The organism is Staphylococcus gallinarum, from assembly GCF_000875895.1.
GTDB classification, from domain to species: domain Bacteria; phylum Bacillota; class Bacilli; order Staphylococcales; family Staphylococcaceae; genus Staphylococcus; species Staphylococcus gallinarum.
The window spans coordinates 230,112-250,655 of record NZ_JXCF01000256.1 but is presented as its reverse complement, the minus strand read 5'-3'; the positions used below and the strand labels follow the sequence as shown (position 1 = coordinate 250,655).

The window sequence follows — 20,544 nt, the reverse complement described above, 5'->3', positions numbered from 1 at the left end:
CGTCATTTTTGTGGTAATAGCATGATTGACCGTAATTTTAATCATCATGTTGATGTAGAAAAGCTTGTACCATTTTAGGGAGATAACTATTTTTACGCCAAATTAAATTAGTTGTTGTGGTCCATGGATGACCTTCAATTTCCTTTACTACATAATGATCTAAAATATCAGGCGTAATTGAATTATAAGGTAAGATGGTCACACCAAATCCTTTTGATAATATTTGCATTAATATTGATGAATCATGGCATTCGCACAATATATTTGCTGAAAGTTGATGAGCATGAAAAGTATTGAGTATCTGTTTGTGGAGTCCTGACTCTGTATCAGAGATTAATAAAACTAGTGGTAACTGAGCTAATACTTCTAATGAAATTATCTCTTCTGTTATATGTTGTGCTATGTTTTGAGGGATAATACATACACACTGGTCGGTGTGAATATGTTTGCTGTGTATAGTATTGTTTTGTATGGTTTCGTTGATATAAGCGATATCTAATTTTCGTTCATTTAAAAGTTTAATAATATTAATGCTATCAGATTCCCAAATGTTAAAACGAACATCTGTATATAGTTGTTTGAACTGTTCAATCTGTTCAAACATTTTATTTGAACTATATATTGTAGTACCGATAGCTAATGATTGCTCTACCTGCTCATGGAATTCTTGGGTCTCCATTACTGAATCATCTATTGTATTCAAGATGAGTTGTGCTTTATTAACAAAAAATCGCCCTTGATCAGTGAGTTGTACCTTTCTTTTCTTATTTCTTTCAAATAATTCAAATCCTAATTCTCTTTCCAAATCTTTTAATTGTCTACTTAAAGGCGGTTGAGCGATGTGTAATATCTCTGCTGCACTTGAGATACTCCCTGCTTTGGCAATTGCTAAAAAATAACGTAAATGTCTTAATTCCATTTTGCCACTCCTTTTAATACTCAAAAAGTATCTAATATATATTTAATATATATTTATTGTATTATAGTATGTCGATTTATACTAATGAATGAAAGGAGTCTTTTACATGAAATTGATAATAGGTATTTCCGGAGCTACGGGTGCAATATTTGGCATTCGTTTATTAGAAGTATTAAATCAGGTAGAAGATGTTGAAACGCATTTAGTATTGTCTAAGTGGGCTGTTACTACTATTGTTGAGGAAACAGAGTATAGCGTTGATGAAGTGAAATCAATAGCTGATTATTCTTATTCCCCAAGTGATTTAGGCGCTGCAATTTCTAGTGGATCTTTTAATATTGATGGCATGATTGTTGCTCCATGTAGTATGAAATCTTTAGCTTCAATAAGTTTAGGTCTTGCCGATAATCTTATTACTCGTGCGGCAGATGTCATATTGAAAGAGCGTAAACAATTATTATTGATGACTAGGGAAACACCATTGAATGCTATTCATCTAGAACATATGCTAAAACTATCGCAAATGGGTGTATCTATTTTTCCTCCAATGCCCGCATTTTACAATCATCCTTTAGATTTAAATGAAATGATAGATCATATTGTATTTCGATTATTATCTCAATTTAACATTCATCAATTGCCTGAAGATAAAATATGGACAGGTTTTAAAAAGAGAAATTTAAAAAGAGCTATAACATAAAGAAAGGAAGTTAATAATGGCATATCAAGATTTAAGAGGATTTTTAAAAGTATTAGAAAAAGAACAGCAGTTAGTTAAAATAACTGATGAAGTTATGCCTGAACCGGATTTAAGTGCTATAGGGCGTAATGCACCGGATTTAGATAGTGCGCCAGCTGTACTAGTAGAGAATGTTAGAGGTTATCATACGCCAGTAGTATTAAATGTACATGGAAGTTGGCAAAATCATGCATTGATGTTGAATTTACCTAAAAATACTTCCATTAAGGATCAGTTTTTTGCTTTAAAAGAAAAATGGGAAAAATATCCAATTAAGCCAAAATGGATTGAACGAGAGCAATCCCCAGTTAAAGAGAACATAATTTCAGAGGAAGACGGAATTAACTTATTTGATGTATTACCTTTATTCAGAATCAATGAATATGATGCAGGTTATTATTTATCAAAAGCCTTGATTGTGAGTAAAGATCCAGATAAACCAGATAATTATGAAGAACAAAACGCAGGAACTTATCGTGTTCAAGTTAAAGGAAAGGATAAGGTAGGTATACAACCTTTACCATTTCATGACATTGCAGTGCATTTACAACATGCTGAAGAACGTGATGAACCATTACCGATTGCTATTTGTTTAGGTAATGATCCTGTACTTAGTTTTATGGCTAGTACTCCAATTGAATACGTACAATCCGAATATGATTTTGCTGGGGCACTTAAAGGTGAACCTATTGAATTAACAAAAACGGAAGACGGTCATTTAGACATACCTGCGAGAAGTGAAATTGTTTTGGAAGGTTATATTGAACCACGAAAACGTGAGATTGAAGGACCATTTGGTGAGTTTCCAGGTAGTTATTCTGGATCAAGACAACAACCAGTAGTTAAAATTACAAAAATCACTCATAGAGATAATCCTATTTTTGAAAATTTATATCTTGGTATGCCATGGACTGAAATTGATTATCTAATTGCTTTGAATACGAGCTTACCATTATATAAACAACTTAAAAGGGATTTTCCAGAGGTAGAAGCAGTTAACGCAATGTATACACATGGTATCGGCGCAATAGTTTCAACAAAATCAAGACTTGGTGGCTATGGGAAAGCTGTAGCAATGCGTTTGCTATCAACACCACATGGCATGCCTTACACAAAAATTGCCATTATTGTAGATGAGTTTGTTGATCCATTTAATTTAGAGCAAGTAATGTGGGCATTAACAACCAGAGTGAGACCCGATAAAGACGTATTTAAAGTACCACATGCGCCGGGCATGCCTTTAGATCCATCTTCAGAACCGGCTGGTATGCATACAAAGTTAGTAATTGATGCTACAACACCTGTAGGGGCTGATAAGGCACGCGATACTGAATTGCTAGGTACACCAGAAGATACTGATAAATGGAGAGAAATTCTAGATAATATGGTGAATAGGAAGGAAGATTAATATGATTTGTCCAAGATGTGAATCGAAAAGTGTGAATTTATTAACTAAGGCGCCTAAAGATGATGCATGGGAAGTTTATATTTGTGATACTTGTACATTCTCATGGCGTAATACAGAAAGTGAACACATCACTAATCCAGAAAAATATAATCCCGATTTTAAATTAAGACCAGAGACATTTACGCAGCTAGATCAAATACCGCCTATCCCAAATTTGAAAGGTAAGTAATAGGAGGTTATAGAGTATATGGTTATGCCCAAAATAGTCTATAAATTATTTAATGGAAGTCATTTAGAGGAAAAACAAGATATAGTGTTCATCTTTCAGACTGTAACCATTGACGGATACCCACATACGGCAATGCTAAGTGTAGGAGAAATTGTTGCAATTGATATGGAACATTTGCGCTTTGCATTGTGGCCAAATACTACAACAGTACAAGGATTACGCTTAAATGGTAAAGCGAACATTGTATTTGTTTATGATCAACAAGTTTATTATATTGAACTAAGTGTTCGAGAATATCAATCACAATTTGAGGGGAATGATGATAGGCTAAAATTTGAAGGTGAAATTCGCAATATAAAGATAGATAGTGCAAAGTATGCGGATATAACTTCAGGTATATCCATTCAATTACGTAATCCTAAAGACACTGTATTACGTTGGCGAGCAACAGTGACTGAGTTACTACATGATTAATTAAACATACAATAAGACATTTCAAGTAATTAGTGAAAGTCTTATTGTATGTTTATTTTTGTTTTAAAGAACTAAGTCGAAGCGGGTTTATTGATAATAAATTGTAGCAGTGAAATTCACAGGTGTGTCTTGTGGGTTTCTGTATGTGTGTGGTACATCACTTTTGAATCGTAAGGCTTGATTATGGTTAATTGAATATATTTGGTTATTTACTTCGATTTCTAGTACACCAGTATTAACGATAATGTATTCTTCTGAATGTTGATGGTGTGCTGCAGAAGTCATTTTGCCGTTACCTCGTATTTCCATTTTGAACATTTCAAATTTTTTATGCTCATCATAAGGAAAATATGGATAAATTGTTACTTTATCATCTTTGATTGGGATAATATCTGTTTCATCGATAAAGTCGATATCATTCTCACTTTCGGCAGTGAGCTGAGATAAAGACAAATGTAGGCCGTTAGCAATTTTCCATAAAGTAGTGATGGTCGGATTAGAAACGCCCTTTTCAATTTGACTTAGCATGTTTTTACTAACACCAGTTAGCGTAGATAGCTTCTCTAAACTAAGTTGGTGGCGTTTGCGGTAATTGGCAATGTTTTGTGCCACTATATTCTGAATATTATACACTTCAATCGCTCCTATTTACAATATTACGTACGTATTGTACCATATAGTGTGTTGTTTTTAAAAAATATCTCTACTAAAGGTGGTTTAAATGGATAAGAGTCGTTCATTACAACCGTTTAATTGGTTGTTATTTATAAGTGTATTACTAGTGGGCGCTAATCTGAGGGCGCCAATCACCTCAGTAGGTGTAGCATTACCCAATATAAAAGAAGATTTGATGTTATCAAATAGTGCAGTAAGTGTAATCACTGTAGTACCGTTATTATCATTTGCAGTTATTTCGTTAGTTGCTGCTAAAACAAGCTATCGATTCGGTTTGGAACAGACCATATTTGGAGCATTGTGTCTTATCTTTATAGGCGTGGTAGTACGTTCGATCACAGGTGTATCTTGGCTGTACATAGGGACTATACTCATCGGTATTGGTGTAGGTTTCGGTAATGTACTCGCACCAGCAGTTATAAAGACCAAGTTTCCGCTACGTATTGGTATTATGACTGGTTATTATACCGTTGTAATGAATGTATTTGGTGGACTGTCTTCGTATACAACTGCACCACTCGTAAAGACGTTTAATTATAATATTGCTTTAGGTCTCATAGGAATTGTAACCCTGATAACAATAGTGATTTGGTCAGTACAATTAAAGGGGAAGGAACAATTAACTAAGACATATAATGAAAGTAATATTAATGTATGGAAATCACCATTATCATGGCAAATAACTATATTGATGGGCGGACAATCACTCATCTTCTATTCATTAATAAATTGGATGCCGGTATATCTATCGCAAAGTGGTTTATCCGTACATGAGGCAGGACTGTATTTATCTGTAATGCAGATTGCTATCATACCATTTACCTTTATAACACCAATATTTGCTACAAAAATGAAGTCACAGTTTGGCCTAACATGCTTTACAGGTATATTATTTGTGATTGGTGTAGCAATTATGTTGTTTATACCTAAGTATGCAATTGTTTCTACAATACTCATAGGTGTAGCTGGTGGTCTTGCTTTTGGATTAGTTAATACGTTCTTTAGTTTGAGAACAGAAGAAGGACAAACTGCAGCGAAATTGTCAGGTATGGCGCAATCTATTGGTTATCTATTTGCAGCACTAGGTCCATTGTTATTTGGTATCCTACATGATATGACAGGAGAATGGTATGCCTCATTAGCTATTCTATTAATTACAGCTATTGGCTTAACGTTATTTGGTTCTCAAGCAGGGCGAAACCGTACGATTGAACAGTCACTAAAAAAATAGCTTGGATGATTAATCTTGCTCCTATATACAGATATAGCAATTTCTTGCTTATTATTAGTAACTAATATTGAAAATAGCATGGTTTATGATTTAAAGTAATGGGGAAAGTTAATCATTATTTTATTAAAAACTTAGACCACGGGGTGAAATTATGCAGTTAATATTTGATGCTAGTGTTAGTCCGATTTATCGCGGTGTGCTCGCATTTTTCTTTGTGATGAATATAGTGCTTGCACTTATTGTCGTATTTTTAGATAGAGACCGTAGAGATGCGACAGCAACATGGGCATGGTTATTCTTATTATTTGTAATGCCTATCTTAGGATTTATAGCATATATATTCTTTGGACGTGCTGTTAGGAAAAAAAGGGAAAAAGGCTTCCAACATAATCAAATAGATGATGCTTTAGAACGCGTTAAGAAACAATTAGACGATTCAACGAACCATATCGAAAATTCAGATAATCCGATTGTCAGAAAGCATGCGGATATTGCACAAACACTCATGACTAAAGAACCTTCGTTTTTAAGTAACAATAATAAAGTTGAAATTTTTACGGATGGTCATGAATTATATCGACAAATGAAAGAGGACTTGCGCAATGCACAAACATATATTCATATGGAATACTATGTTTTAGAACTTGATGGGCTCGGCACGGAAATTATCGATATACTTGAAGAAAAATTAGAACAGGGTCTAGAAGTTAAATTATTATATGATGCAGTCGGTTCTAAGACAGTTCATAAATCTAATTTCAAGAAGTTTCAACAGCTTGGTGGGCAGGTTGAAGCATTTTTCCAAGCTAAAATTCCATTCATAAACTTTAGAGTAAATAACCGTAACCATCGTAAGATTGTAGTTATTGACGGTCAAATGGGTTATGTAGGTGGATTTAATATTGGTGACGAATATCTTGGTTTGAATGATAAATTTGGTTATTGGAGAGACACTCACTTAAAAGTTAGAGGCGATGGTGTCGATGCATTGCAATTGAGCTTTATACATGATTGGAATTCACAAGCTAAACGTGAACAATTAGAGTATAATGACAAATATTTCCCAGATAATGCTAATCAAGGTGGCGACGTATCGATGCAAATGGCAGTGAGTGCACCGAGTGATAATTGGCATCAAATTGAATTTGGCTATATGAAGATGATTATGAATGCGAAGAAATCAATTTACATGCATAGCCCGTACTTTATTCCGGACAAAGGTTATATTAATGCACTACGAATCGCCGCCAAGTCGGGTGTCGATGTACAATTAATCATTCCTAATAAGCCTGATCACATGTTTGTATATTGGGCAACCATTACGAGTGTCGCACAATTGATTAGAGATGGTGTTAAGGTTTATACCTATGAAAATGGCTTTATTCATTCTAAGATGATGATTATTGACGACGAAGTATCAAGTGTGGGTTCTTCAAATATGGATATACGCAGTTTTGAATTAAACTTTGAAATTAATGCCTTTATGTATGATGAAAATGTTGCTAAACAATTGAAGGAAGCATTTTTTGAAGATTTAAAGGTATCTAAAGCTTTAACAATTGAAAGATATGAACAACGTTCAAATTGGATTAAATTCAAACAATCCATTGCTAAATTAGCATCACCAATTCTTTAAGCTGTACATAGTGTATAGGATTGCTGCAACAGATTTGATTTAGTTCATATGCGCTAAAAAGTATTCATCTTCTTAGCTATGCTTTGAGATGGAAGATGAAATATTTGTTTGAAAGCATGTATTGTTATTGTGAAAAACTTCGATAATGAAATAATTTGAGATATAAATGATGGAGAAACAACCACCCCGAAAGATAGAATCTTTCGGGGTGGTTGTCGTTATAATAAAACTGAGTATTGTTAACCTTCATTGACCTAAGGCATTGGGTCATTCCCTTGACCTCGACATGCATCCTTATAGCTCAACAGTCTCACACAATACTTAGCTGTTGAAAGTGACAACAATAACGAAGTAAGTTACTTTTTACTATTCAATCAATGTAATTAAAGCAACGTCTGTCCAATTTCGGGAGCATTTGTCCTTTTTCACTATCTTATTCAATTCCTTTTTTACTCAAACAATTTTCCAAAATGTGTTAAAGCATTTATATTTATTTATCAATGTATTCTAACTATGTGTATAATTGTTTAATTATAAGGTATTTCAAGGGGAGGATTTGTATGCAAGGTGAAACAAATCAATATATTTATCGGCAAATTTATACGCGATTAAAGGAAGATATTTTATCCTTTAAATATGAAAGTCACGAAAAGTTGCCATCTAAAAGGGGAATGGCAGAAACTTTAAATGTAAGTGTTAACAGTGTGAAATCAGCATATGAACAGTTATTAGCAGAAGGTTATATATATGCCAAAGAACGTAAGGGTTATTTTATCGAACCGCTAGATCAACTTATTGTTGACCCAGATGCACAAAAGACATTAGGGCAGTATAAAGAAGGCAAGCCACAATTATATGAATATTCCTTTTCTCATATGAGCACGGATATGTCTGAATTTCCGGTAGATGTTTGGACTAAGTTACTGAAACGTGTATTTGATAATTATGAATATTACTTATCAGCAATTCCAAATATTAAGGGGCCGATTGAATTACGTCAATCAATTGCTAAACTCGTTTCTTATCAACGAGGTATCCAGTGTCATCCAGAACAAATTATTATAGGATCTGGCACAAACACTTTGTTGAAACGCTTAATGCAACTGTTACCTACTGAGGTGAAAATTGGCGTCGAAAATCCAGGATATTCTAGATTCCGTAATTTGTTAAATGAAGGAGGAACAACAACAATTCCACTTGAATTGGATGGAAAAGGTATATCCATTAATCAAATTAATGCAACACAACCAGATGCAGTTATTGTGACACCATCACACCAATTTCCGACTGGTATTATCATGCCTGTCTCGAGAAGAATTGATTTATTGAATTGGGCGAGTACAACCAATAGTTATATTATAGAAGATGATTATGATAGTGAGTTCAAATATCAGACAGATAATATTCCGTCATTATATAGCTTTGATAAAAATGAAAGTGTGATATATTTGGGGACATTTTCAAAAACATTGATGCCAGGATTAAGACTGAGTTATATGATTCTACCACCTGCACTTGTGCAAAAATTTGAAACGCATAACTTCGATATGATACCTGATTTTTCTATGTTAAATGCACTGACACTTAATCTTATGATTAAAGAAGGATATTATGAAAAGTACGTGAAAAAGATGCACCAGCACTATGGCAGAAAAAGAGAGCAATTAATAGTAGCGTTACAACAAGCATTTCAAGATAAGGTGAATATTAAAGATACCGAAGCGGGATTGCATTTTATGATTGATGTGAAATCACCATTTACATATGAGGAAATAGAGCAACGTGCTAAAGAGGCCAAGTTAGAATTATATACGATTAATCGTTTCATTGTGAAAGCGCTTGAAGAAAATAATGGTGTTAAAACGTTGATTATAGGGTTTTCAAAAATAAAGATTGAACAGCTTGATGACGCGGTTCGTTGTCTTAAAAAAGTATTGCTCGGTTAAACTGGTTCCATTATTTTATAAAAAACTGGTACTTTACACAATACCAACTATATTTTAAATTTTTAGATAACGATAATACTTTATCGAAAGGTTAAGGGGGCTAATTATGACTGAACAATTCGAATATTATAAGACAATACGTGAACAATATGTAGCTAGAGGGGTAGGAAACGGTAATTTACATGTAGCAGATACAGCAAGTGGCGCAACGATTAAAGACATCGAAGGCAATACTTTTATTGATTTTGCAGGTGCAATTGGCACATTAAATGTTGGTCACACACACCCTGAGATTACGAAACACTTAAAGGAACAATTAGATAAATTTATACATCCTGGTTTTAATGTCATTATGTATGAAAGTTACTTAAAATTAGCACAAAAATTAGCAGAAATTACACCAGGTAACTTTGCTAAAAAGAGCATTCTTTTAAATTCTGGCGCAGAAGCAGTGGAAAACGCCGTGAAGATAGCTAGAAAATATACTGGCAGACAAGCAGTAGTTTCATTCGTTAGAGGGTTTCATGGACGAACAAATTTGACAATGTCTATGACGAGTAAGGTTAGACCATACAAGTATGGTTTTGGTCCATTTGCGCCTGAAGTATATCAAGCACCCTATCCAAATGTTTCAGAAAAGCCTAATACACTTTCTAATGCAGAATACGTAGATCAAGTTATTCAAAAGTTACATGATTTCTTTATTGAAACAGTAGATCCTAGTGAAGTTGCTTGTATTGTTATGGAGCCTGTACAAGGTGAGGGTGGATTTATAATTCCGGATCGTAAATTTGTGCAGGCTGTGAAAGCAATTTGTGAGTCTAACGGTATTGTATTTGTGGCAGATGAGATTCAAACAGGTTTTGCAAGAACAGGTAAAACCTTTGCAATAGAGCACTTTGACGTTGAACCAGATTTAATGACAGTTTCCAAATCATTAGCGGCAGGATTTCCACTCAGTGGTGTTGTAGGTAAAGCGGAAATAGTGGATAGCGCAAACCCAGGTGAATTAGGAGGTACGTATGCTGGTAATCCGTTAGCATGTGAAGCCGCATTAAAAGTTATCGAAATTATTGAAAAAGAACAACTTAATGAAAAAGCAGAGACATTAGGTCATAATATCGAACAATTCTTACAAGAATTAACGCACACTTATGACAGTATTGGTCCAATTAGACGACTAGGTGCAATGGTAGCAATGGAGATTATTAATCCAGAAACAGGAGAACCTGACAAAGTACTTACAAGCAAAATAGTAAAAACGGCAAATGAGCACGGCTTGCTATTATTGTCTGCAGGTATAAAAGGGAATGTCATTCGTTTCTTGGCCCCATTAGTAATTACTGATGATGAGTTAAACACTGGGTTAAAGATCTTACAAGATGCATTTGCAAAAGTAGCCTCTACACAACCATCGTAAAGCAGTAAAATATTTTTCAAAAAGGGTATGGCATAGTAGTGCTATGAAATTATTTTATCAAGAGGAGAGATTCAAAATGACACAATTAGATGTATTGAACCCTGCTACAAATGAAGTCATCGAAAGTATAGACTATACAAGCCATGAAGACATTGATGCAAAGATTGAACGTGCATACAATGCGTTTCAAACATGGCGGTTTGTCGATGCACATGAGCGCTCAGCAAAATTATTTAAATGGGCTGAATTAATAGATGAACATCAAGATGAATTAGCGAAATTAGTAACACTTGAAGGTGGTAAACCATTAGCTGAAGCTAAAGGTGAAATTGTATATGCTAATTCATATGTGAAATGGTATGCAGAAGAAGCCAAACGTGTATATGGTCGTACAATACCAGCAAATACTTCATCAAAAAAGATTGTCGTTGATAAATTCCCAGTTGGCGTTGTAGGTGCAATTACACCATGGAATTTTCCTGCAGCTATGATTACTCGAAAAATGGCACCAGCATTAGCGGCTGGATGTACGATTGTTTGTAAACCCGCAGTTAAAACACCATTAACAACAATTAAGTTAGTGGAACTAGCACATGAGGCAGGTATACCAGAAGATGCCATTTCTTATATTATCGCTTCAGGTAGAGATGCAGGAGACATCTTCACTAAACATCCAAGAATTAATAAAGTAACATTTACAGGTTCTACTGGTGTTGGTAAAAAGTTAATCGAACAATCTGCTGACACAGTTAAAAATGCGACGATGGAACTAGGTGGATTGGCACCGTTTATCGTGCACAAAGACGCTGATATAGATGCTGCAGTGGATGGGACGATTGCTTCTAAATTTAGAAATGCTGGTCAAACGTGTATTTGTGCTAATAGAATTTTTGTGCATAAAGCGATTGCGGATGAATATGTTCAAAAACTTACTGATAAAGTGCATGCATTAACTATTGGTAATGGATTGGAAGAAGTAGATATTGGACCATTGATCGATAATGAAGCAGTAGAAAAAGTCTTAACACATATTACAGATTGTGAAGCGAAGGGTGCAACGTTATCAAGAAGTGTTGACGAAATTAAATCACTTGGCGGTAATTTCTTAAAGCCAGTCGTCATTTCCAATGCAACGTTAGAGATGAAACCGATGTTCGAAGAAACCTTTGGTCCGATAGCGCCAGTAATGACATATGAAGATTTAGATGAAGTTATTGGCATCGCAAATGATACTGAATTTGGGTTAGCATCGTATTTCTTCACTAATGATTATCGAACAGGTTTGAAATTATTTAATGAACTTGACTATGGTGTGATTGGATGGAATGACGGTGGTCCTTCTGCTGCACATGCGCCATTTGGTGGTCTAAAAGAAAGTGGATATGGTCGAGAAGGTGGAACAGAGGGTATTGAGCCTTACTTAGAAACTAAATATTTATCAGTTGGATTATAGATTACATTTTAAAATTTTGTAGTAACAACTACTTTATTAGCATTAATGTAGTTTGAATGTGAATAGGTTGGAGTGACATGCAAAACTTAGGTCATTTCAACCTATTCTCACATATTAAATTTTAAATTCATTAAAAGGGGTATGCTGATGAAATCACAATTTAATAAAACAATGAATGTAGTAGATGTCTTATTTTTAGCGATAGGCGCCATGTTAGGATGGGGATGGGTTGTCTTATCTGGAGAATGGGTGTCAACTGCAGGCTTTGTTGGTAGTATTATTGCATTTGTCATTGGTGGTATATTGGTCATCGTGATCGGTTTAACATATGCAGAACTTGCTTCTGCAATCCCGGAAACAGGAGGTGGCTTTGTATTTGTAAAGAAGGCATTTTCACCGGGGATTGCATTTATTTCAGGTTGGTCTGTACTATTTGGTTATGTTTCAGTGATTACATTTGAAGCGGTGGCACTGCCTACCGTTATTGACTATGTCATCCCATTTAAACATCAAGGTTTGATGTGGAACATTGCAGGATGGGATGTTTATTTTACATGGGTGTTAATTGGATCTGTAGGTAGCATTATATTAACATCATTAAATTACTTTGGTGTAAAACCAGCTGCAATTATGCAAACCGTCTTTACTATTTTTATTGTTGCAGTAGGTCTATTGCTCGTATTTGGTGCAGGATTTAACGGTAACTTTAGTCATTTAACACCATTTGAAAATGGGCTTGGTGGTACGATGTCAGTACTTATGATGATCCCATTTTTATTTGTCGGGTTTGATGTTATTCCACAGATTGCCGAGGAGGTTAAGGCACCTTCTAAGAAAGTTGGAGGTATTTTAATATTATCCATTATCGCCTCTGTGATTTTTTATTTATTAATTGTCTTTGGTGTAGCTGCTGGACTATCGCCAAAAGCACTTACGACAAGTAATTTGGCAACTGCTGATGCAATGGTTAATCTTTTTGGACACAGTGGCTTTGGGGTGTTACTTGTATTAGGTGGTGTCGCAGGTATTATTACTAGTTGGAATGCTTTTATTATAGGTGGTAGTCGTATCTTATATGCAATGGCAAATAATGGTATGATTCCCAAATGGTTTGCTTATATTCATCCTAAATATAAAACACCAACACACGGTATTATCTTTTTAGGAGTACTTGCCTTTGTAGCACCACTTCTTGGACGTCCAGCATTAGTTTGGATTGTCAATGCAGGCGGTATCGGAGTAGTATTAGGATACTTATTAGTAGCGATTTCATTTATTAAACTACGTAAATCACAGCCAGATTTAAAACGTCCATATCATATTAGAAATGGTATGTTTGTAGGTATAGTGGCCATTGTTTTAAGTGTGGGATTCTTATTAATTTATATGCCTGGAATGCCTTCTTCACTTTCTTGGCCATCAGAATGGTTGATTGTTATAGCTTGGTATTTAATTGCACTCGTATTATACATGACACAAGGTAGTCGTAAACACAGTGATGAGCATGTAGCATTTACGAAAAATCAAGAGCAATAGTAGCTTTGATAGGAATTGAATCATAGAAAAAGTCGATTGAGCAATGAGTTCAATCGACTTTTTCGTGTTATTATAATTATTTATGCTGACTTAATCTATGCATATATCATGCTCATGAAAAAACGTCAATTTCTATAATAAAACAGAAAATGACGTTTTTATTTGAATCTGAACTATTTATGTCTCAAACAGAACGCATATTTAAAATTGTCTATTGATTTACAGTGCTTTTCATTTCCTGGGAAATGAGTATCGACAATCAATAGTTTGCAGTTCAACGATTACCCTTTATTAACTGATGCATCATAGATAGAATCGATTGTGTCACCTAAAACTTTATCGAACTCTTCATCTGATTGATTTACATTTAGATCATTGATTAATGCACGAGAGAAGCTTGCGATTAAACCATTATTTTGTTTAAGTAATGCATTAGCATCCTCTCTACTATATCCACCAGATAGAGCAACAACACGTACTACGTTTGGATGATTGATTAATGATTCATATTGATTTGCATTTGTAGGAATTGATAATTTCAACATCACTAATTGATCTTCTGTTAAGTTGTCTAACTCTTTAGCGATTGCTTCTGCTAAATAAGCTTCGATTTCTGCCTTGTCTTCAGAGTGAATATTAACCTCTGGTTCAATAATTGGTACAAGGCCTGCAGCAATTATTTGTTTAGCAATATCAAATTGTTGTTTAACAACTGAATCTATACCATCTTTGTTGAATTTAAGGATATTTGAACGCATTTTTGTACCGAAAATCTTATGATCATTAGCTCGGCTTAATAATGCATCTAAATCAGGAATAGGTTTCATAACTTGTACACCATCTTGTTCGTCAGCCAAACCTTTATCAACTTTCAAGAATGGTACAATTCCTTTGTCAGCTAAGTAATCTCCAGTATGCTTACCTTCGACTTCACGATCCATCGTTTGTTCGAAAAGAATAGCCCCTACAATTTTATCTGAAGTGAAGGCAGGTGATGAAACGATACGTGTACGCATATCGTGAACAAGTTTAAACATTTCGTCTTCACTATTATATTGATCTTCAGTAACGCCATAATCACTAAGCGCTTTAGGTGTGCTGCCGCCACTTTGGTCTAATGCAGCGATGAAGCCTTTACCATTTTTCACTTTATCCAATTGTTCTTTGTTCATTCTTACCACTCCTTTTACTTATTTCAACTATAGTATGATAAAAATTGTGTTAGAACGCAAGCCGTTAACACTTTGATACGATAACTGTCATAAAATATCCACGAACTGTAATAACTTTAACTTTAAAGTCAGGATTTTGTGACGGCAATTAAAAATATAGGGGTAGGATTATAAAATTGATCTTGCTCTTGATAAATACGTTGGTAAACAGTTTCATCGACATGAATAGATGATAAACCAAGTTGTGTTAAAACCGTTTGGTCATAATGAGGGCGACGGTATGAATTGATTGAGATTCCGTTCTTTAATGTTTCACTTTCATGAAGCATTTGTTCACCTAGTTTATGATGTGCATGATCATTAGGAATGTCACTATAAGATTCAAAGGATGTATTACCGTAATCTGCATCAATGTTAATTAATGTACCGTCTACTTTTAACACACGTAACCATTCTGAATATGCCTTGGCAGTATTAGGCAATAACCAGGTCACATTTCGCGCAATAACAAGATCGAACGTGCAATCTTCAAACAATAATTGTTCTGCATCCATAACTTCAAATGTGACTTGCTGATTGAATTTTTGCTTATTCTCTTGAGCAGCTTTAATCATATCTGGGGAAAGGTCGATACCACATACAGTTCCGCCTGCTTGAGCACAAAGAATTGCTAAAAATCCTGCTCCAGTTCCAATATCTAAAATACGCATGCCGGGTTTTATTTTTTTAATTCTACTTATTTCATTGAGCCATTTTTGGGCATGGTGACTTTCTAATTCGGCTACTTTATCAGTGCTAAATGATGCGGCGCGTTTATCCCAATAATTAATAATATTTTTTTTGGTCATTGTAAGCTCCTTTAATTTTAATAATTATCTGTCTTTCTTCTATTATATAGTATTGGTATAAAAAAGTTTGTTTATAGAATTACTTTTAAATAGGGTGAATCATACTGTTATTTTGACTGTCAGTTATAGAATAATTAAGTCATAAAATTCATGCGCTATTCTATGAGTTATTATTTGTTGATAGGGGCTAATTTATTAAAATATTCTGTTTTTTTATGCCGCAAAATAAAAAAATATAAACAAATATTTATACGTAATAAGTGCATAAAAATACACAATGTTAAGTTTGTAAGATTTGTTCATTTTGTTAAGTTTAAATTTAACACTGTGATTGTGGCGATTTTCTAAAGATGATAAATAATTACATTTATATAATTATTCATCTTTTTGAATTGTGTTTTTTGAATGTAATTTGCATTATTATTTAAAGTTCGTTAGGCTCATGAATGTGAATAATTAAATGGTTTAGCAAAAATGGACGCGAATTTCGTTAAACTTTTACATACTATTCAATTATGAGGAGTGCTCAAAAGTGAAAAAAAATAGAGTTATGGATTGGACCACTTTTATAGGGACAGTTGTTGTATTGTTATTTGCAGTTATTCCTATGATTGTGTTTCCTAAAGCAAGCCAAGAAGTTATCACTAACTTAAACAAAGCAGTTTCGAATTCTCTTGGCTCGGTATATTTATTACTTGGATTAGTAATTTTTGGTTTTGTGCTATATATAGCATTTGGTAAATATGGAAATGTCACATTAGGTAAGGCTACAGATAAGCCTGAATTTAATAACTTCAGTTGGGCTTCAATGTTATTCTGTGCTGGTATCGGCTCAGATATATTATATTGGGGTATCATTGAGTGGGCGTATTATTATCAAGTGCCACCACATGATGGAAAAGGTATGACAGATAGTGCATTAGAGTACGCAACTACATATGGGATGTTCCACTGGGGACCTATTGCCTGGTCAATTTATGTATTACCGGCGTTACCAATTGGTTACTTAGTATTTATTAAGAAAAAACCAATTTTCAAAATAAGTCAGGCTTGTCGTCCGATACTAAAGGGGCAAACTGATAAATTCTTAGGTAAATTAGTTGATATTGTATTTATCTTTGGTTTATTAGGTGGTGCAGCAACATCACTAGCATTAGGTGTGCCATTAATTTCAGCAGGAATTGAAAGATTGACTGGTCTAGATGGTCATAATATGGTTATGCGCACCATTATATTATTATTGATTACACTTGTATTTGGTATCAGTTCATATAGTGGATTGAAGAAAGGAATTCAAGTGCTCAGTGATGTGAACGTCTGGATTTCACTATTATTATTAGCGTTTGTCTTTATTGTAGGTCCGACGGTATTTATTATGGAAACTACAGTGACATCATTTGGTGATATGTTGAAAAACTTCTTCCAAATGGCGACTTGGCTTGAACCGTTTGGCGGTATTGATGGACGTAAAGATACAAATTTCCCACAACAATGGACAATATTCTATTGGTCGTGGTGGATAGTTTATGCGCCATTTATTGGTTTATTCATTGCCCGTATCTCAAAAGGTCGAACATTGAAAGAAATTATTTTAGGAACAATAGGTTATGGTACGTTAGGTTGTATGATGTTCTTTGGTATTTTCGGAAACTATGCAGTTTATCTGCAAATTTCAGGTCAATTTAATGTAATTAATTTCTTGAATAGCCATAGTGCAGAATCAACGATTATTGAAGTTATGCATCAATTACCATTCCCGAACTTAACAATTATTTTATTCTTAATCGCAGCATTCTTATTCTTGGTAACAACATTTGACTCAGCATCATATATCTTAGCAGCTGCTACGCAGAAGCATGTTATCGGTGAACCTTTACGTGCTAACAGATTATTCTGGGCATTTGCATTGAGTTTATTACCATATTCATTAATGCTTGTTGGTGGAGAACATGCGTTAGATGTCTTGAAGACGGCATCTATATTAGCTAGTGTGCCGCTGATTGCTATATTTGTAATCATGATGATTTCATTTATGCGAACATTAGAGGGAGATAGGCTGAAACTCGAAAGACGTGCGGATAAATATCGTGAAGTAGAACGTCGTTCATTGAGAATTATTCAAGTTAAAGAAAAAGAAGAAGACGATAATTTATAATCTGTTTTTTAAATCATAAAACATAACAGTCACTTATTTATAAGTGTTAATAGATGCATAAGCAGGTTGGAATATTTTAAATGTTCCAACCTGCTTTTTTAGATTTAAGCGTTAGCATATAAAATAATGGATCATGTTTAAAGAGACATGTTTGTGATGAAGGTACCATATGTTTCAGCACCTTTATGCATGTGCTGAGATAAATTCGTTTGTCCCTTTATATGCATTTTGTAATAGTGAGTGGCAGGTCGTGGTAATCAAAGTGGTATATATAAGTACTAAGAAGATATATTAAAGCATAAAAATAGCCCCTCAGTTCCATTGATATGAAATAGGGGCAGCGAATGCATCCTGTTAACTAAGTATCATGCAGTTAAATAAAGTAAATATGAATAGTAATACATAAAGTGTCAAAGTTAATATTTATACTTTTGTTCAGGAATAGGGTAGTGTTTATAAATTTCGCCTGTTTCAATTGCATGGCTAATATTTTCTAGCCATTCAAAGTATGGCAAAGTATCAATTAATTGCTGTTTGATATCGTTACCTTCAGCTTTTACGGCTTCGTCTATACCTTCTCTGTCATTGAGTGTGTCAATAATTGCTATTGCTTTATGAACAGCTTCTGTATTGATTACAATTTCACGACGCCATTTCCTTGGGAAAAAATTACCAAAGAAATTGAAGAAATCCTTTTCAGCTACAAAGTGTTGTTTGCGGCTACCACGAGTGAATTTTTGCTTGACGATATCAAACTCTTGTAGTCTTTTAACGCCTGCACTCATGCTTGGCTTACTCATCTGTAATTCTTCACGCATTTCATCTAGCGTCATGCTGTCTTCGAATAACATTGTGCCATAAAGGTTTCCTACACTACGATTAATGCCATATAAGTCCATCGTCTCACCAATTGCATTAATGAAAATATCTTTTGCTGTTTCTAATTGATGTTCAGGATCATTTATTTTTACCACGACATATACCTCCTACCCATTATTAAAATTTATCTATATGGGTAAAGTTTTTATGAGAACGCGTCATATGCGTTGAATTAATCATTTATACTTAAACGCGTTTGACACCCTTTCAATTACTATGCTAACATAAAATCTATAAAATTCGTTAAATAAAAATTTAACAAACTTAACGGAGGTAATTTTAATGGAACTTGTAAGTAATTTATCTCGTCGTCAATTTATCGATGGTGAGTGGGTTGAAAGCTCAAATAAAGAAACAAGAGAAATTATTAATCCATATAATCAAGAAGTGATTTTTGAAGTTGCAGAAGGTACAGCAGAAGATAGCGAACGTGCAATTTTAGCGGCAAGACGTTCATTCGAAAAAGGTGAATGGGCAAATGAAACAAGTGAGAATCGTGGCAAGAAAGTAAGAGCGATTGCTGATTTAATCGTAAAACATCGTGAAGAGTTAGCGAAACTTGAAACGCTAGACACTGGTAAAACGTTAGAAGAATCTTATGCTGATATGGACGATATTGCTAATGTATTTAATTTCTTTGCTGGTTTAGCAGACAAAGATGGTGGAGAAATTGTTGATTCACCAATTCCAAATACAGAAAGTAAAATTATCAAAGAACCAATCGGTGTTGTTACTCAAATCACACCTTGGAACTATCCATTACTCCAAGCTTCTTGGAAGATAGCACCTGCATTAGCAACAGGTTGTTCATTAGTCATGAAACCAAGTGAAATTACTCCGTTAACAACGATTCGTGTATTTGAATTGATGGAAGAAGTAGGATTCCCTAAAGGGGTAATTAATTTAGTATTAGGTAAGGGTTCAGAAGTCGGTGAGCCATTATCATCACATAAAGAGGTAGACTTAGTATCGTTTACTGGTGGTATTCAAACAGGTAAACATATTATGAAAAATGCTGCAGACAATGTGACAAATATTGCATTAGAATTAGGCGGTAAAAATCCAAATATTATCTTTGATGACGCAGATTTCGATTTAGCTGTTGATCAAGCGTTAAATGGTGGATTCTTCCATGCAGGTCAAGTTTGTTCAGCTGGTGCGAGAATTATTGTCCATAATGACATCAAAGACAAATTTGAGGCTGCATTAATCGATAGAGTTAAACGTATCAAATTAGGTAATGGATTTGATGCTGAAACTGAAATGGGACCTGTGATTTCAGCTGAACACCGTGAAAAAATTGAAGGCTATATGGAAGTAGCGAAATCTGAAAATGCAACAATTGCTGTTGGTGGTAAACGCCCAGAACGTGAAGACTTAAAAGATGGATTCTTCTTTGAGCCAACTGTAATCACTGATTGTGATACATCAATGCGTATCGTGCAAGAAGAAGTATTTGGCCCAGTTGTAACAGTAGAAGGCTTTTCAACTGAAGAAGAAGCTATTGAAATAGCTAACGACTCTATTTATGGCTTAGCAGGCGGCGTATTTACAAATGATATTTCTAAAGCAGAACGTGTGGTAAATAAATTGAAGATGGGTACAGTTTGGATTAATGATTTCCACCCATACTTTGCACAAGCACCATGGGGTGGCTATAAACAATCAGGTATTGGTAGAGAACTTGGTAAAGCTGGCTTAGCTGAATATCAAGAAGAAAAACATATTCTACGTAACACAAACCCAGAACCTGTGAATTGGTTTGGCAAATAATACTTTTAAGAAAATATAAATAAACACAAAGTTAGACATAAATTTTAGGAG

17 protein-coding genes are annotated in these 20,544 nt (G+C 34.4%); 12 read left to right on the top strand and 5 right to left on the bottom strand.

Annotated elements, in window-relative coordinates:
- Positions 1–37 precede the first annotated feature (37 nt).
- A complete protein-coding gene (locus SH09_RS15425; RefSeq protein ID WP_042740478.1) occupies positions 38–919 on the bottom strand; it encodes a LysR family transcriptional regulator in 882 nt (293 codons plus the stop codon).
- Positions 920–1,025: 106 nt separating this feature from the next.
- Between SH09_RS15425 and SH09_RS15420 the strand changes: the two genes are divergently transcribed.
- Genes SH09_RS15420 through SH09_RS15405 form a run of 4 tightly spaced genes read left to right on the top strand, consistent with a single transcriptional unit; the run spans position 1,026 to position 3,769 of the window.
- A complete protein-coding gene (locus tag SH09_RS15420) occupies positions 1,026–1,619 on the top strand; it encodes a UbiX family flavin prenyltransferase (RefSeq protein ID WP_042740477.1) in 594 nt (197 codons plus the stop codon).
- 16 nt (positions 1,620–1,635) lie between these two features.
- Positions 1,636–3,066, top strand: a complete 1,431-nt coding sequence (locus SH09_RS15415) for a non-oxidative hydroxyarylic acid decarboxylases subunit C (RefSeq protein ID WP_042740476.1) — start codon at positions 1,636–1,638, stop codon at positions 3,064–3,066.
- 1 nt (position 3,067) lies between these two features.
- Complete coding sequence (locus tag SH09_RS15410; RefSeq protein ID WP_042740475.1) at positions 3,068–3,295, top strand: non-oxidative hydroxyarylic acid decarboxylases subunit D; 228 nt, start codon at positions 3,068–3,070, stop codon at positions 3,293–3,295.
- A gap of 18 nt (positions 3,296–3,313) precedes the next feature.
- Positions 3,314–3,769 (top strand): PNPOx family protein, encoded by a 456-nt coding sequence (locus SH09_RS15405; RefSeq protein ID WP_042740474.1) that lies wholly within the window; start codon positions 3,314–3,316, stop codon positions 3,767–3,769.
- Between the two features lie 87 nt (positions 3,770–3,856).
- On the opposite strand, the gene SH09_RS15400 is transcribed toward SH09_RS15405, so the two are convergent.
- The gene (locus SH09_RS15400; RefSeq protein WP_042740473.1) at positions 3,857–4,402 is read right to left on the bottom strand and encodes a helix-turn-helix domain-containing protein; all 546 of its coding nucleotides are present in this window, start codon (positions 4,400–4,402) and stop codon (positions 3,857–3,859) included.
- An 88-nt stretch (positions 4,403–4,490) separates the two neighbouring features.
- Between SH09_RS15400 and SH09_RS15395 the strand changes: the two genes are divergently transcribed.
- From SH09_RS15395 to SH09_RS15370, 6 genes are all read left to right on the top strand, one after another.
- Positions 4,491–5,675, top strand: coding sequence for a CynX/NimT family MFS transporter (locus SH09_RS15395; protein ID WP_042740472.1), 1,185 nt, complete (start codon positions 4,491–4,493; stop codon positions 5,673–5,675).
- 151 nt (positions 5,676–5,826) lie between these two features.
- Positions 5,827–7,311, top strand: a complete 1,485-nt coding sequence (gene cls, locus SH09_RS15390) for a cardiolipin synthase (RefSeq protein ID WP_042740471.1) — start codon at positions 5,827–5,829, stop codon at positions 7,309–7,311.
- Between the two features lie 560 nt (positions 7,312–7,871).
- Positions 7,872–9,257: a MocR-like transcriptional regulator GabR gene (gene gabR / locus SH09_RS15385; protein WP_042740470.1), complete on the top strand. Its 1,386-nt coding sequence runs from the start codon at positions 7,872–7,874 to the stop codon at positions 9,255–9,257.
- 106 nt (positions 9,258–9,363) lie between these two features.
- Positions 9,364–10,677 (top strand): 4-aminobutyrate--2-oxoglutarate transaminase, encoded by a 1,314-nt coding sequence (gabT, locus tag SH09_RS15380; RefSeq protein ID WP_042740469.1) that lies wholly within the window; start codon positions 9,364–9,366, stop codon positions 10,675–10,677.
- A 76-nt stretch (positions 10,678–10,753) separates the two neighbouring features.
- Complete coding sequence (locus tag SH09_RS15375; protein WP_042740468.1) at positions 10,754–12,130, top strand: NAD-dependent succinate-semialdehyde dehydrogenase; 1,377 nt, start codon at positions 10,754–10,756, stop codon at positions 12,128–12,130.
- Between the two features lie 147 nt (positions 12,131–12,277).
- Positions 12,278–13,666, top strand: a complete 1,389-nt coding sequence (locus tag SH09_RS15370) for an APC family permease (protein ID WP_042740467.1) — start codon at positions 12,278–12,280, stop codon at positions 13,664–13,666.
- A gap of 281 nt (positions 13,667–13,947) precedes the next feature.
- Here the strand turns inward: SH09_RS15370 and SH09_RS15365 are convergent, their stop codons facing one another.
- Together SH09_RS15365 and SH09_RS15360 are read right to left on the bottom strand one after the other, a co-directional pair.
- The gene (locus SH09_RS15365; protein ID WP_042740466.1) at positions 13,948–14,838 is read right to left on the bottom strand and encodes a fructose bisphosphate aldolase; all 891 of its coding nucleotides are present in this window, start codon (positions 14,836–14,838) and stop codon (positions 13,948–13,950) included.
- A 128-nt stretch (positions 14,839–14,966) separates the two neighbouring features.
- Complete coding sequence (locus SH09_RS15360; protein WP_042740465.1) at positions 14,967–15,686, bottom strand: class I SAM-dependent methyltransferase; 720 nt, start codon at positions 15,684–15,686, stop codon at positions 14,967–14,969.
- Positions 15,687–16,218: 532 nt separating this feature from the next.
- On the opposite strand from SH09_RS15360, the gene SH09_RS15355 reads away from it, so the two are divergent.
- A complete protein-coding gene (locus tag SH09_RS15355; RefSeq protein ID WP_042740464.1) occupies positions 16,219–17,841 on the top strand; it encodes a BCCT family transporter in 1,623 nt (540 codons plus the stop codon).
- Between the two features lie 416 nt (positions 17,842–18,257).
- Here SH09_RS15355 and cudC read toward each other — a convergent pair whose 3' ends face one another.
- A complete protein-coding gene (gene cudC / locus SH09_RS15350; RefSeq protein ID WP_042740463.1) occupies positions 18,258–18,815 on the bottom strand; it encodes a choline uptake/conversion transcriptional regulator CudC in 558 nt (185 codons plus the stop codon).
- A gap of 187 nt (positions 18,816–19,002) precedes the next feature.
- Here cudC and betB point away from each other — a divergent pair, with 187 nt between their 5' ends.
- Positions 19,003–20,493 carry a betaine-aldehyde dehydrogenase gene (gene betB / locus SH09_RS15345; RefSeq protein WP_042740462.1) on the top strand — a complete coding sequence of 497 codons (1,491 nt, stop codon included), beginning with the start codon at positions 19,003–19,005 and terminating at the stop codon, positions 20,491–20,493.
- Positions 20,494–20,544 lie beyond the last annotated feature (51 nt).

Excerpts from the sequence above, each read along its gene's own strand:
- betB (WP_042740462.1), top strand. The coding sequence starts at position 19,003 with ATGGAACTTGTAAGTAATTTATCTCGTCGTCAATTTATCGATGGTGAG.
- gabT (WP_042740469.1), top strand. The coding sequence starts at position 9,364 with ATGACTGAACAATTCGAATATTATAAGACAATACGTGAACAATATGTA.
- SH09_RS15375 (WP_042740468.1), top strand. The coding sequence starts at position 10,754 with ATGACACAATTAGATGTATTGAACCCTGCTACAAATGAAGTCATCGAA.
- SH09_RS15395 (WP_042740472.1), top strand. The coding sequence starts at position 4,491 with ATGGATAAGAGTCGTTCATTACAACCGTTTAATTGGTTGTTATTTATA.
- SH09_RS15425 (WP_042740478.1), bottom strand. The coding sequence starts at position 919 with ATGGAATTAAGACATTTACGTTATTTTTTAGCAATTGCCAAAGCAGGG.
- gabR (WP_042740470.1), top strand. The coding sequence starts at position 7,872 with ATGCAAGGTGAAACAAATCAATATATTTATCGGCAAATTTATACGCGA.
- SH09_RS15405 (WP_042740474.1), top strand. The coding sequence starts at position 3,314 with ATGGTTATGCCCAAAATAGTCTATAAATTATTTAATGGAAGTCATTTA.
- SH09_RS15360 (WP_042740465.1), bottom strand. The coding sequence starts at position 15,686 with ATGACCAAAAAAAATATTATTAATTATTGGGATAAACGCGCCGCATCA.
- SH09_RS15415 (WP_042740476.1), top strand. The coding sequence starts at position 1,636 with ATGGCATATCAAGATTTAAGAGGATTTTTAAAAGTATTAGAAAAAGAA.
- cls (WP_042740471.1), top strand. The coding sequence starts at position 5,827 with ATGCAGTTAATATTTGATGCTAGTGTTAGTCCGATTTATCGCGGTGTG.
- SH09_RS15365 (WP_042740466.1), bottom strand. The coding sequence starts at position 14,838 with ATGAACAAAGAACAATTGGATAAAGTGAAAAATGGTAAAGGCTTCATC.
- SH09_RS15420 (WP_042740477.1), top strand. The coding sequence starts at position 1,026 with ATGAAATTGATAATAGGTATTTCCGGAGCTACGGGTGCAATATTTGGC.
- SH09_RS15370 (WP_042740467.1), top strand. The coding sequence starts at position 12,278 with ATGAAATCACAATTTAATAAAACAATGAATGTAGTAGATGTCTTATTT.
- SH09_RS15410 (WP_042740475.1), top strand. The coding sequence starts at position 3,068 with ATGATTTGTCCAAGATGTGAATCGAAAAGTGTGAATTTATTAACTAAG.